Here is a 12,966-nt window from a genome sequence, read left to right as displayed (position 1 = left end):
AGCGGCCTCTTTCGAGGCCGCCTTGGAAGTGCTGACGGGCTTTGTTTTAGACCTTCCAGCCGGCGCGGTAGTCGCGGGTGAGCCATTTGGCATCGCCGCCGCTGACGAAAGTGTGCTCGGTGGGATTCCACTTGATGTTGGCGCCGTACCAATAGGCGAAGTTCATGAGGTGGCAGGCGATGGCGCTGCTGGCTCCCACGCCGGCGTGACAGATCGGCTGCTTGCGGCTCTTCATGCAGGCGACGAAGTCGGCGATCTGATCCTTGCTCTCGTAGAGTGAGACTTTCTTGTCCTTGAGGAAGTCACGTTCGGCGAGGGCGACTTCGCGATCGACGGAAGTGCCTGCGGATTTATCTTTGCCGTGGAAGGCGTGGACTTCTTTACCGCCGAGGCTGAGGGCAAATTTGCCGCGCCCGACGTTCACCTCGCCCTCGGTGCCGTGGAAGGTGCAGCCGTGGCTGCCTTCTGCGTGAGAGAGCACCGCACCGCTGGCGTAGACGAGCTGCGCGCCGCGCTTGGCGTTTTGGTAGTCGGCGGGCGCTTTGACCTCAACCGGACCGTTTTCATCCATGCCAAGGCCCCACTGGGCGATGTCGATGTGATGCGCGCCCCAGTCGGTGATCATGCCACCGCCGAATTCGCGGGTCTTGCGCCAGTTGGGGAAGGTAGTGCTTTCGCCGATGGGGCAGAGCTCGTGGTTGAAGGGGACGAGCGGAGCCGGGCCGCACCACATGTCCCAGTCGAGGCCTGCGGGCGTCGCTTCTTCGGGGTAGGCGTTCGGCTTGGCGGGATCGCCAATGGTGATAGTGACGCGCTCGACCTTGCCGATGACGCCGTTGCGCACGAGTTCGCAGGCGATGCGGAATTCCTTGCTGGAGCGCTGCATGGAGCCGGTCTGAAGCACGCGGTTGTTCTTTTTGACCGTTTCGACAACGGAGACGGCCTCGTGGATGTTATGCGTGAGCGGCTTTTCACAGTAAACGTCCTTGCCGTGGCTAAGGGCGCTGTTGGTGATGATGGCGTGCCAGTGGTCCGGTGTGGCGATGCACACGGCGTCGATGTCGGTGCGCTCGGTGATCTTGCGGAAGTCGCCAGTGGTCTCGCAGGGCTTGGCGCTGCCGCCCGTCTTCGCGTAGTGGTCATCGACCTTCTTTTTGTAAAGATCGCGCCGCACGTCATACACGTCGCAGACGGCGACGACCTCGATGTCAGGATACTGGAGGAATTTGCTGATGAGGCCGCCCATCTGCTTTCCGAGGCCGATGAAGCCCATGCGGATCTTGCCATTGGCCGATTGCGACCAGACACGTGAGGGGAGAATGAAGGGAGCTGCCACCGAGGCGGCGGCAACTTTGACGAACTGACGGCGTGAGGATGCGGTTTGCATGGTTGGTGTTGGGTGGGATTTTAGGGTGGAGCAGTACAGTCCATTTGCCAAGTCTCTTGCACTCGGGGTTGGCGTGGGTATTCGGCAGGATGGAATTCTCAAAACAGCGGCTTGGGCAGTTGATCATCGTTTCGGGGCCTTCGGGCACCGGCAAGACGACGCTGTCACGGAAAGTGTGTGATCGCGGCGAGGCGGTCTTTTCCGTTTCCTGCACGACGCGTGCCCCCAGAGCGGGAGAGGTGGATGGGAAGGATTACTTTTTCCTGACCGAGGAGGATTTCCTGGCACGGGTGGAGCGTGGAGAGCTGTTTGAGTATGCCCGGGTGCATGGCCGACTTTACGGAACCCTAAAGAGCTATGTGTATGAGAATCTCAAACGCGGGGTGGATGTGATCATGGACATCGACGTGCAGGGAGCGATGCAGGTGCGCGCCTGCGAGGACGAACTGGTGAAGCGCTGCCTGCTGGAGATTTTCGTGATGCCGCCCAGCCTGGAGGAACTGCGCAACCGCCTCTCCGGCCGCGCTACGGAGGATGCTGCTGCGTTTGAACTGCGCATGCAGAACGCAGCTGCGGAGATGGAGCACTGGCGCAAGTATGGCTACGTTCTCGTCAGCGGCACGCGGGAAGACGATGCACGGCGATTTGATGCCATCCTCGAAGCTGGACGGATGCGGACAAGCCTGCGGTGATCAGGATAGGATGCCGGCGTCTCTGAGAGCAGGGAACTGACTGCGCCAGTCGCGGAGCACGGCTGGGTCGATCCGGGCGCTGATGACGCGTTCCTGCTCGGCGGCATCGGCGATGATGAGACCGTGAGGATCGACGACGAGGCTGCGGCCCGTGTAGGTGAAATCGGGGTCGGTGCCGCAACGGTTGACGCCGATGACATAGGCCAGGTTTTCGATGGCGCGGGCTTGGAGCAGCGTGATCCAATGATGGATGCGTTTGACCGGCCAGGCGGCTATGAAGACAAGCACTTCAGCTCCGGCGCGGACGGCAGTGCGCGCGAGTTCAGGGAAGCGCAGATCATAGCAGATGAGCGGGGCGATGCGCAGCCCCTGCCATTCAAAGATGCTGACGTCCGTGCCTGCGAGATGGGCACGGTCTTCGCCGCCCAGACTGAATGGGTAATTTTTTGTGTAGCGGGCAAGGACGACGCCATTCGGCGCGATGGCGAGTGCTTGGTTCATGCCACGACCATCTTCGTTGGAGGTCACCAATCCACCGATGACGCAGCTTTGGTATTGCGCGGCCATTTCGCGCAGGAATTGCTCGGTAGGGCCATTCGTTGGCTCGGCAGTGACGGAAAGATTCATGCTGAAGCCGGTGGAAAAGGTCTCCGGCAGGATGATGAGCGATCCGGGCTGCGGACTGGCGCTGGCAATCAACTGGCGCGCCTTGGCGTGATTGGCAGAGCGGTCTTCCCAGACGGAATTGATTTGGACGAGGTGGACATTCATAGTCGTTCTTTACGGGCACCTGGACGGAGACGATCAGTGGATTCAGAATTGCTGCGGGCGCGAACGCCGATGAATCCGCTGGCGGAAAGAATGGTAAGACCGCAGACGATGGCGAAGGTGTCGAACGACATGACCTTGATCATGGCGAAAGCCAGGGAAGGGGCAATGAGGCCGCGCACGCCAGTGAGAAAGGTATGCACGCTCATGTATTCGGCGACTGCATGTTTGTCGGCGAGCTTGGTAACCCAGAGCGCCCAGGTGACATTGCCACCCGCATTGGCCATGCCCCACAAGGCCATGCCAAAGGTCCACCAGAAGAGGCTGTGCCCAAGGAAAAAACAGAGGATGCCGGCCGCAAAGAAGACGTTCAGCACCGCACGTACAGTGAAGAGATGGAAGCGGTCATAAACCAGCCCCCAGGGATAGGAAAAGACGACGCGGGCCAGCACCGGCACCACCCCGGTGATCCAGGCGACATTGAACTCGCTCAGGTTAATGCCGTGGCGGGGATTGGCGAGGTATTCGACGAAAAGGCATGCGGCAGCGAGATTGCCGATGCCCATCATCATCCAGGAGATGAGCAGCGTGCGGAAATCGCGGTCCTCACGTACCCAGCGCATGGAGCTCCAGAGGCTGGTGCTGGAATTTTCCGGTGCCTCCCACGCGGTGACCGGCAGGCCATAGGTCCAGAAGCCTGAAATGAAGCCGCTGGCGGCAAAGGCCCACAACAGCCAGGTGTAGTTCGCAATGTCCCAGCCGAGAAGTTTGCCGCCCACAAAGCCGAAGCACACCGCCGCCGCCGCCCGTGTGACCCCAGTGACCGCATACAGTTTGCCGCGTTTTTCGGCAGGGTAATTGATGCGGTAAATCTGTGTCAGCAAAGGGATCTGCATGGTCAGGCAGAACAAGCCAAGGCTCAGTCCGCCAATGTAAAGCAGAGGGTTGTGTGGAAACGCCGCTGATACGGCCATGCAGCCACCGCCCAGCAACTGTACTTTGGCCGCTGTGCGCGCGATGGTGCTTTTGGCTCGCAGCAGAAGTGGCACCACAAACAAGCTGGCCACCATGCCGCCACTGGTGGCGCTGAGAAAGACGGACTTTGCCACATCGCTCATGTGAAACACCCGCACGGCGATGAGCATGCCGAAGGTGGCGGTCAGGGTGTCGATGACTCCCGAGGGAATCGAGCGCCACAGTTCGTTGCGCAAGGTTCGGGAGGTGATGGCATCGGCTTCGTTCACACGGGCTATTCGCATGAACAAAGATGCGCGTCCAGCACGGAGGCTGGGCGCGCATCAGACTAGAGATCGCAAACAGGCAAGGCGCTGCGCGCCTCGCCCCCGCATCACGCGGCTTTCTTGGATTTCTTTGCAGCAGGGGCCTTGGCCGCAGGAGCCTTCTCAGCGGCCTTCTTGACCAGTTTTGGCGCAGGCATCGGGACGACGGTCAGCCATTCCTGATAATGAACCCAGCTGTCACTGCCTTCATCACGAAGATAGTCGGTTGCAGTGAGGAGGCCGCGCTTCTGGAAATCGAGGATTTCTTTTTTGGCGAATGGTCCGAATTCAACGAAGGCGCGGCTGAGGTAGACGAGGTCTTTCATGGTATGTTTTATTGGTGTTTAGGTTTTGGGGAACTGGGCCGTAACATCACATGAGCTGTGGAACAAGCATCAATCTTGCCACAGTTCCACAAAAAATGGGGCAGGCTAAACTAGGACTAATTTTTGCTTTATTGGAGGCATGTCTGCTTGCGACACCCCCCACTGGCCTCTAGTTTATATGACAATTAATGATTATTTGCCTAGAATCGTCCATCCTCGGCGGGTACCTTTCCAACGAAGTACCCGGCTTGGTTACAGGAGTGTTTCACCTCGCAGGTCAGAATCAGCCCGTACGAGTTGAATTGGTGGGCAATTTTATGCGCGATATTGCCGGCTGCCGGGTGGACTTTCACAATCCACTTCCAAATGCCAATGAAGACCATGTGGATGCCATCTCGGCCATGCAGTATGGGTACAGCGGCTTGATGACAGCCTCCTCCCGCGTCCTGAAACTCCCGCGCCGAAGATCACAATCTGGCACGGTTTGTACTTTGCCTGAGCCGCCCGGGCTGAAAAATCTGCTGTTTTTTGAGTGGTTCAATCAGGATCACCAGCGCATCCTGATTCAGTCCTGGCATTTGCAGATGCGTGTCTCATCACCGCGCTGGCAGCTGACCAAGGAGGAAGAGGCCGCCTTGCTGCGACAGAACCGGGCCAGGCGGAAGCATTTCCTGCTGGGGACCAGCCGAAATTCAAAATCTGCTGATGCTTTGCACAGTCCCGGGTTTGACGACCCATTTCAGCCTGCCAAACCAGGCAGCGATCCATTCGCCTCAATCAAGAATGATCCCACCATCGAGCCGCCCCGTCAAACACCCGCCAAAGGGCAGGGAAGCACAGGTCTAAATCCCGTGGCGCGCTCTGCGGCGCTGGCCAAGGAACTGCGGCGTTTTCAAAGTCTGCTTGTTTTCAATGAGGAGGTGCGCACCCGCCCGGCGGTCCTGCGTCTGCTCTCCACGGTGGCAGATCTGGCTGCGCATCTTATCCATGTGCTGCGTCAGTTTGCCCAAGCAGAAAAAGATCAATGGCAGTTTTTGGTGGTCGATCTTGAACAAAGTCTGCCCCTGTTTGCGGCGGCCTTGAATGCGACAGACAAGCTGGTGCAGCAGCATCCCCAAGGTGCTGACATGGAGTGGCTGGCCGGCGTGCAGGCCAGCCTGCTCAACATCGAGCTGCGCATGCGTGAACTGCTTGGACTGCTGCGCTGAAGTGAGAGGGGGTTGATCCGCGCTGAGCTTGCGTCTAGCATGCGGCATGCGTCTCTCTCATTATGCCCTGGCTCTCACGATCATTCTGCTCGCCATCACCGGCTATCTGGCCTGGGAGGCACAGGAGGAGGCCAAAGGAGCGCGCAAAGAACTCGAACTGGTGCGCAGGCAGCAGGCAGCCCATGAGATGGCCATGCCGGCGAAACCTGACACGGTGACAGCTTTGCCGCCGCCGCCGGAAGTGCCGGCGACCTCAGTGCCGCCTCTGGCCGGAAGCAACCTGATGCCTGGAACCCCGGCCACGTATGCCTCACCTGCAGCGGCAGCAGCGCCTCTGACTGATCTGCAAAAGCAGCTTTTGGGCATGCCAGCCTTCGCCAAGGTGATTGAAGTACACACTGATCAGGGCTTTGCCGTGATCAGTGCTGGAAAAGACAAACAACTGGCCGGCGGGATGAAATTCGATGTCCGCCGCGGCAACGGACTGGTCGGCCGCGTGATCGTGGGTGAAACCATCGAAGCAGCGGAAGCCGTCGTGGACATCGACAACACGGCCTCGCTTCCAGGTGTTCGCATTGAAGCAGGCGACGAGTTGATTCTGCCGATTCGGAAATAAAGACCATCCAGATGCCGCGTGAACGTCTTGATCTCGCCTTGCTGAAGCTCGGCATTGTGCCTTCACGTGAACAGGCCAAACGCCTTATCATGGCGGGTGAGGTCAGTGTCATGGGCAAGCGGATCACCCATCCGGGCTGGTTGGTCGCTGAGCTCCAGCAGATCGTCGTTCGGGAGCGCCCCAAATTTGTCAGCCGTGGTGGTTTGAAGCTCGAAGGTGCCTTGGTCCATTTTGGCATTGATGTGACTGGAATGACCGCGCTAGATGTCGGTGCCTCCACGGGGGGATTCACCGATTGCCTGCTGCAGCGCGGGGCTGTGAAGGTCTTCGCCTTCGATGTCGGCACCAATCAACTCGCCTGGAAACTGCGCAGTGATCCGCGGGTGGTCTCAAGGGAGCAGTTCAATCTTCGGCACATGCGCCGGGAAGATATAGGCCAGGAGGTCGATATCCTGGTGGCTGATCTCTCTTTCATTTCCCTGACCTTGGTCCTGCCTGCGGTGCTTCAGGCGCTGCGTTCGGGTGGGCAGGCCTTGGTTTTGATCAAACCTCAGTTTGAGCTCTCACGTGAGGAGATTGGCAAAGGCGGCATTGTGCGTGAACCAGAACTGCATGCCAAAGCCTGTTCGCGAATTGAGGAGTTTGTGAAGTCGCAGCCAGAACTGGAATGGCGGGGTTTGATTGAGTCCTCCATTCAAGGAACGGAAGGTAATCGCGAGTTTCTGGCTTGGTTTGGCAAGCTGTGAACCACGAAAGTGGGTTTTCAAATGTGTGTCCGCATGCCTTAAGGTTATCAAAAGTGAGACGCTCATATGACTTTTTTACCGAAAATTGACAATTCGAAGTTGCATCTCTGCAATAATTATCACAAATTACCATCATAAATACAGGCAGTCATGAAAAACCACGCGCACCTATCCAAGCAATGCCGAGCTTGTTCGGCGTTCAGTCTGTTTGAGGTCCTGATGTTTATCGCCATTATTGGGGTGATGGTCGGAATGGTGGTCCCGATGCTGGGACAGAATGATGCCGCGTATGCAGCGCGTGATCGCCGCAATGCGCAGGAGCTGTGCTCGACTTGCATGATGGCGCAGGCAGCAGACCTGAACTTTGTGCAGGATGAGAGTGTGATCGATACCGTGCGTGCCATTGTGCGCGGTGGCATGTCGGTGCGCGGGGCGATGCGTGGTCGGGTCTTTGTGGTTCCGGGTCTCAGTGATGAAGACATCCAAGGGGCTGCGAAATACCTTCGGGTGCAAGATGGTCTACTGCTTTACACCACAACAGCGTCTCCACCTGGAGATCAGCACTTGTAATCAATGGGGCAGCAGAATCGGAATCGCGATGCTGCCTTCAGTGGAAGTGTCCTGTTGCTCAAATCTGCCTGAGAACGAGGGGGATTTTTTTGTCGCAAGCTGAGCAATAGGCGGTCTTGATTTGCCATGTGTTTTACCTTGCCTGCGGCCATCGTTTCCACCAGCATGCGGGCTTCATGAATTCTGCATTCGTCAAAAAGAACTGGTATTTTTTCACCCCGGCCGTGATCATCCTTATCCCTGCGCTGATGGTTGTTTTTTGTACTGTGAAATACGGCTATACTGTCCCTGACTCCATCAATGCGGTGTTCCATATAGGCTCCACAGGCACGCGCTATTCCATGGGGTTTTCGGAAAGAAATTTCTCGCTGGTGAGGCCCGGCATGGATGGCAGAACTGTTTATAACACGATCAGAAACCCCATGGAAGGCAATGATCCCAGTGCGGATGTTGCCAACTGGCGTTACAGCCTGCCAGCCAGCGGTGCAGGGTATTATCATGAGCGCACCATTGTTTTCGTGAAGGATAAAAATGGTGTTCCTCGGGTCAAACAGCGCATCAGTCGTTTTCATGCGGCGAATTGATTCCTGCACGAAACAGGCGAAAGTGACGCATACTCTTGCATGAACCATTGTACGCCATTGCTGCTCAAAGCTTGTTTGGTCTTACCGCTGCTATTGCTGGCAGCGTGTGAAAATTCTGGCCACATCAAGGGGCTGCCCAAAGACCTGCCGGTCATCAATCTGCATGGTTCGCCGGACACGCCGCCACACAGCTTGGGGCATGCAGATTATCCATTTGCGGCCAACGGTGATTACAAAAGTGACTGGGCTGCCGAGGGCGGGCAGGGGGCTGGCATGGACTACTCCTCCTGGCGCTCCTCTCATGGCGGTTCCTCCTCCCGCAGTTCTTCCAAGAAAAAATCTTCCTCCAAATCCAAATCCGGCGGCAAGAGCTCCGGGAGCAAGAGCACCCGCAAAGGCGGCTCATACACCATCAAGAGCGGTGACAGCCTGGGGGCCATCGCCCGCAGGAACGGCACCACGGTGGCGAAACTCAAGGCTGCAAACGGGCTGTCTTCCGACAAGATCCGCGCGGGCAGAACGCTTAAAATTCCCTAGCAGTTGTGTACTCTCACCCCTCACGCATCGCTGCTTTCTGCCTGGCGTTGTTCGTGGGAGGAGAGGTGGCTGTTGTGGCAGAGGGGCGGCTGCGTTTTTCCGCGGTGGTGATTGATGCAGGCCATGGCGGCAAAGACGGCGGCTCCGTCTGGAATGGGTTAGTCGAAAAAAAGCTCTGCCTGGATGTCGCGAAGCGTGTCGAAACGGCGCTGAAAGCAAGGGGGCTTAAAACCGTCATGACTCGTCGCACGGACACTTTTGTGGAACTCGATCGGCGGGCGCGGATCGCTAATCGCGTACCCTCGTCAGTTTTTGTCAGCATTCATTTCAATGGCAGCCGCAAAACCATCATCTCGGGTGGGGAGGTGTATTACCGCAGCCCGCGCGGCAAACGGATCGCCACAGCCATCAGCCGTTCGATCAAAAGCAAGGTCACCGGTGGCACTCGCGGTATTTTTCATGGCAATTATAAAGTGCTGCGTGAGACCGAGGTGCCTGCCGTGCTTGTCGAATGCGGCTATCTCAGCAACAAGCGCGAGGCCTTGCGCTGCGCGGATCCTGCTCACCGCCAGAAACTTGCCGATGCAATCGTCAGCGGACTTCTGGCCGCCAGACGAAAATAGTGAAGCCCGGCTTTCATTTCTTTTGAAAGTTCACTTTAGCGAGGCATCTGCACGGCATTTGACGAAGCCCCTGCCGTGGTGGATGGAATAAGCTAGATTCCATGTCAGCCCCAGCCATCAGCGCCAGCAACCCTGTTTTTCCGTTTCACCTCGTGCGGGCAGACTTGGAACGCGTGGAGACGGCCATCCTCGAACAAGCACGTGCATTTGATCCCGGTGTCGAAGGTTACGTGAGTTATGTCTGCAAAACTTCAGGGAAGCGCATCCGCCCTGCTTTGGCCGTGCTCGCCGGTGGTGCCACAGGTGGTACTCACGAGGGGCATACGCGCCTCTCCGTCATTCTCGAACTCGTCCACATCGCCTCCTTGGTTCATGACGACATCATGGACGGTGCGGACATTCGCCGCGCCCAGCCGACCGCCGTCGCGAAATGGGGCAGCAGTCTCAGCGTCCTGCTGGGGGACAGCCTCTTCGCCTACGCGCTTGAGCTCGCCACTGAGTTTGAAGACACGCATGTCTGCCGCACCATCGCCCGCGCCTCGCGTGATGTCTGCACTGGGGAAATCCTGCAAACCCAGCGCCGCTTTGATTTCAATCTCTCCGTCACCGATTATCTCAAGATGATCGAGATGAAGACCGCCGCGCTCTTCGCCGCCGCCAGTGAACTTGGCGCCCGTCTCAATCAGCAGCCCGACTCCGTGCAGGCGGCATTGAAGGACTACGGCCTCAAACTCGGCACTGCCTACCAGATCTACGACGACTGCCTCGACATCGTCGGTGACGAAAAAACGGTGGGTAAAACGCTTCGTACCGACCTCGCACGTGGCAAGCTCACACTGCCCATCCTTTACCTCCTTGAAGGAGCCACCGATGCGCAGAAGCAAAAGCTCAATCGCATGCTGCTCAAAGGCGAGCCCATGGACACCACTATTCTTGCCGGCATCGCCGACTACGAAGGCGCTGTCGAGCGCGCCGTCAAGTTCGCGCAAAACATGCTGGTCGAAGCCCGCGCCGATTTGGTCTGCCTTAATGCCTCGCCGCACAAACAGGCGCTCGAAGACATCGTGGGTTATCTGCACAGCCTGCTGGACCAGTGCCGGGCTCTTCATTGAATTTTCTAATTTAGTCGTGTGAAGTGAGCACCGATTCATGAGTCGAATCCACGACATCCCAGAAAACGACCGCCCGCGTGAGCGTCTGCTCCGGCTCGGCCCTCAGGCGCTCTCAGATGCGGAACTTCTCGCCCTCTTCATCAACACCGGCACCAAGGGTGAAAACGCCCTTCAGATCGGTCAGCGCATCCTGCGAGACTACAAATCCCTGCGTGACCTCTCCCGCCTGGAGCCTGCCATCTTGAGAAAGATCAAAGCCCTGGGGCCTGCGAAAACCGCGCTGCTCGCCGCTGCTTTTGAGCTTGGCCGCCGCTCGGCACAGGAGCCATCGCATACAGAAGTCATCCTCGATCGTCCGCAGCGCATCTATGACTACATCGGCTCCGAGATGCAGGCCCTCGGTCATGAGTCAGTCCGCATCATTTTGCTCAACACCAAGCTCGCCGTCATGCGCAGTGAGGAAGCTTTCAGAGGAAGCTTGAACGAATGCGTCGCTCATCCGCGCGATCTGCTGCGGAAAGTGCTCATTCATAACGCCTACGCCTTCGTTCTCGTTCACAATCACCCTTCCGGAGATCCCACTCCGAGCGAGGCTGACCGCCGCATCACACGCCGACTTCGTGAAGCTTCCGAAGCCACCGGGCTGTTTCTCCAGGACCACCTCATCATCGGCACACCTGCTGAATCACGCCCGCTGCCTTACTTCAGCTTCAAGGAGCACGGGATGCTTTAATGCTGCTGGTGGAGGTCACCACTTGTTCGCCTGGATCACGTCCTTCTCCCCTTTGAGGTAGTTCACGAGATTCAGCGTGGCGCGCATGGCCTGGCGGGGCACGCTTTCGTAAGTGCGTGAACCGATGTGGGGCGTGATGAGTGCCTTTGGGTGTTTAAGCAGCGGGTGATCGGCTGGTGGTGGTTCTTCGTCGAGCACATCAGTTGCATAGCCGCCGACTTTGCCGGCATCCAGCGCAGCGATCATGTCGGCCATGTGGACGAGTTCGGCGCGCGAGGTGTTCACGACGAGCAGTTCGGGCTTCGCCAGTTTCAAACGTTCGGCGTTGATCAGGTTGCGGGTGCTTTCGCTTAGATTCGCGTGCAGGCTCAGCACGTCGATGTGGGGGAGCATCGTTTCGATTTCCTCATGCTGGGTGATGCCGTGAACGTCCGCAAAAGCCTTGGGCCAGTACTGCGGCAGATCCATGGCGTGGATGTTCATGCCGAAGGCGGTGGCACGTTTAGCTACCTCCTGGCCGATGCGGCCCAGGCCGACGATGCCGATTGTCTTGTTCCAGATTTCATGGCCGGTGACACGCTTCCACTGGCCTTGGCGGACGGAGTTGGCGGAATCGACGAGATTGCGCACCATGGCGAGCAGCAGGCAGAAGGTGTGCTCGGCCACGGTGGTGTGGTTCACGCCCGGGGTGAAAAGCACAGGCAGCTTTTTCTCCGTGCAGGCCGCCACATCGATTTTGTCCAAACCGATGCCGTATTTCGAGATCACCCGCAGGCGAGGCAGGGATTTGTCCAAAACGGCGCGGGTGATTTCGTCGTCGCCGCAGAGGAACGCGTCAAATTCGCCCGCGAGCTCCAGCATGCGTTTCTCCGGCAGGGGGCCGCGCTCCCGGTGTACTTCGTAGCCTTGCGCGGCGAGCAGTTCGTGGTGGTCGCCGGGGGTGTCCTGATAGCTGGTGGTGGTGAGAAGGATGCGCATGGCTGGAATTCAGATTGCAGATGACGGTTTGCGGAATGAGAGGGTGATCATGGGACAAGACGAAATCGAGCGCAACATGGGCGTGCAGCCTCTGGACGGGATCATGACCGAGCATGAACTGGGAAATCACGCCCTTGTGGCAGCCAGTACGGAGCCTATGACCCACAAAGCCGTGCAGCGCGCCCGCAAAGGCCGCCGCCTGACCAAGCACATGAAACAGCGCATGGCGGACGCTCTGAACCTCCTCCTCAAGCAGAAGGGCGTGGAGATCGAGCGTCCCTGGGTGGTGAAGGATTTGTTCACGTATTGAGAAGTGGCAAAACGGATAGTCACAGGTGCATCGCCCGGCTTGCCGGGGTGATTTCATCACGCTAGCATCCGCCCACCATGTCCGAAGCCATCGCCAACCGCCGTTTCGTCACCGCTGCCGAAAAAATCGACCACCTCTCTCCGTGGACACTGGAGGAGTGGATCTGCCGCAGCGACATCGTGAACAACGAGCACCTCATGATGGTGCGGGCCAACATGGAGCCGGGGCGCAGCCACCCCTTTCACTCACACCCCACCCGGGAGGAGATGATCTACATCCTTTCGGGCAAGGCCGAACAATGGGTAGGCCAGCAAAAGAAAATCCTCGGCCCTGGTGACACGGCTTTTATTCCCATGGGAGAAATCCACGGCACGTGGAACGTGGGCGAAGAAATGCTCGTTTTCCTGGCCATTCTTTCTCCAGCCAAGGCGGATGAGCCCGGCCTCGTCGATCATAGTGAAGAAGAGCCTTGGAAATCCCTGCGGAAGTAGCCCCG

17 protein-coding genes are annotated in these 12,966 nt (G+C 58.1%); 12 read left to right on the top strand and 5 right to left on the bottom strand.

The annotated features are described in order from the left end of the window. Window positions 1-46: 46 nt before the first annotated feature. Window positions 47-1,387 carry a Gfo/Idh/MocA family protein gene (locus AC24GY_RS13530; RefSeq protein ID WP_487683744.1) on the bottom strand — a complete coding sequence of 447 codons (1,341 nt, stop codon included), beginning with the start codon at window positions 1,385-1,387 and terminating at the stop codon, window positions 47-49. 89 nt (window positions 1,388-1,476) lie between these two features. Between AC24GY_RS13530 and gmk the strand changes: the two genes are divergently transcribed. Then, window positions 1,477-2,079 (top strand): guanylate kinase, encoded by a 603-nt coding sequence (gmk, locus tag AC24GY_RS13525; RefSeq protein ID WP_487683741.1) that lies wholly within the window; start codon window positions 1,477-1,479, stop codon window positions 2,077-2,079. On the opposite strand, the gene AC24GY_RS13520 is transcribed toward gmk, so the two are convergent. From AC24GY_RS13520 to AC24GY_RS13510, 3 genes are all read right to left on the bottom strand, one after another. Further along, window positions 2,080-2,850 (bottom strand): carbon-nitrogen family hydrolase, encoded by a 771-nt coding sequence (locus AC24GY_RS13520; RefSeq protein ID WP_487683738.1) that lies wholly within the window; start codon window positions 2,848-2,850, stop codon window positions 2,080-2,082. After that, the gene (locus AC24GY_RS13515) at window positions 2,847-4,106 is read right to left on the bottom strand and encodes an MFS transporter (RefSeq protein WP_422316692.1); all 1,260 of its coding nucleotides are present in this window, start codon (window positions 4,104-4,106) and stop codon (window positions 2,847-2,849) included. The genes AC24GY_RS13520 and AC24GY_RS13515 overlap by 4 nt, the downstream gene beginning before the upstream one ends. Window positions 4,107-4,195: 89 nt before the next feature. Next, complete coding sequence (locus AC24GY_RS13510) at window positions 4,196-4,453, bottom strand: hypothetical protein (RefSeq protein ID WP_487683734.1); 258 nt, start codon at window positions 4,451-4,453, stop codon at window positions 4,196-4,198. A 317-nt stretch (window positions 4,454-4,770) separates the two neighbouring features. Between AC24GY_RS13510 and AC24GY_RS13505 the strand changes: the two genes are divergently transcribed. The 9 genes from AC24GY_RS13505 to radC all read left to right on the top strand — a co-directional run bounded on the left by AC24GY_RS13505 (window position 4,771) and on the right by radC (window position 11,182). Next, entirely contained in the window at window positions 4,771-5,661 is an 891-nt protein-coding gene (locus AC24GY_RS13505) for a hypothetical protein (RefSeq protein WP_422316688.1), read from the top strand. Window positions 5,662-5,707: 46 nt separating this feature from the next. Next, on the top strand, window positions 5,708-6,277 hold the full coding sequence (locus tag AC24GY_RS13500) for a hypothetical protein (RefSeq protein WP_487683731.1): 570 nt from the start codon (window positions 5,708-5,710) through the stop codon (window positions 6,275-6,277). A gap of 11 nt (window positions 6,278-6,288) precedes the next feature. Next, entirely contained in the window at window positions 6,289-7,023 is a 735-nt protein-coding gene (locus AC24GY_RS13495) for a TlyA family RNA methyltransferase (RefSeq protein ID WP_487683728.1), read from the top strand. Between the two features lie 150 nt (window positions 7,024-7,173). Further along, window positions 7,174-7,593 (top strand): type II secretion system protein, encoded by a 420-nt coding sequence (locus AC24GY_RS13490; RefSeq protein WP_487683725.1) that lies wholly within the window; start codon window positions 7,174-7,176, stop codon window positions 7,591-7,593. 176 nt (window positions 7,594-7,769) lie between these two features. Further along, window positions 7,770-8,177: a hypothetical protein gene (locus AC24GY_RS13485; RefSeq protein ID WP_422316680.1), complete on the top strand. Its 408-nt coding sequence runs from the start codon at window positions 7,770-7,772 to the stop codon at window positions 8,175-8,177. 39 nt (window positions 8,178-8,216) lie between these two features. Continuing rightward, window positions 8,217-8,714, top strand: coding sequence for a LysM peptidoglycan-binding domain-containing protein (locus tag AC24GY_RS13480; RefSeq protein WP_422316678.1), 498 nt, complete (start codon window positions 8,217-8,219; stop codon window positions 8,712-8,714). A gap of 65 nt (window positions 8,715-8,779) precedes the next feature. Beyond that, entirely contained in the window at window positions 8,780-9,337 is a 558-nt protein-coding gene (locus AC24GY_RS13475; protein WP_487683720.1) for an N-acetylmuramoyl-L-alanine amidase family protein, read from the top strand. A 101-nt stretch (window positions 9,338-9,438) separates the two neighbouring features. Beyond that, window positions 9,439-10,449: a polyprenyl synthetase family protein gene (locus AC24GY_RS13470; protein WP_487683717.1), complete on the top strand. Its 1,011-nt coding sequence runs from the start codon at window positions 9,439-9,441 to the stop codon at window positions 10,447-10,449. Window positions 10,450-10,486: 37 nt separating this feature from the next. Then, window positions 10,487-11,182: a RadC family protein gene (gene radC / locus AC24GY_RS13465; RefSeq protein WP_487683714.1), complete on the top strand. Its 696-nt coding sequence runs from the start codon at window positions 10,487-10,489 to the stop codon at window positions 11,180-11,182. Window positions 11,183-11,197: 15 nt separating this feature from the next. Here radC and AC24GY_RS13460 read toward each other — a convergent pair whose 3' ends face one another. Continuing rightward, the gene (locus AC24GY_RS13460) at window positions 11,198-12,160 is read right to left on the bottom strand and encodes a phosphoglycerate dehydrogenase (protein ID WP_487683711.1); all 963 of its coding nucleotides are present in this window, start codon (window positions 12,158-12,160) and stop codon (window positions 11,198-11,200) included. 49 nt (window positions 12,161-12,209) lie between these two features. On the opposite strand from AC24GY_RS13460, the gene AC24GY_RS13455 reads away from it, so the two are divergent. After that, window positions 12,210-12,470, top strand: coding sequence for a hypothetical protein (locus AC24GY_RS13455; RefSeq protein ID WP_487683708.1), 261 nt, complete (start codon window positions 12,210-12,212; stop codon window positions 12,468-12,470). Between the two features lie 77 nt (window positions 12,471-12,547). Next, window positions 12,548-12,961, top strand: a complete 414-nt coding sequence (locus AC24GY_RS13450; protein WP_422315983.1) for a cupin domain-containing protein — start codon at window positions 12,548-12,550, stop codon at window positions 12,959-12,961. Window positions 12,962-12,966 lie beyond the last annotated feature (5 nt).

This window comes from Prosthecobacter sp. Pr1 (assembly GCF_057652315.1).
This window is presented reverse-complemented; position numbering and strand designations above follow the sequence as displayed.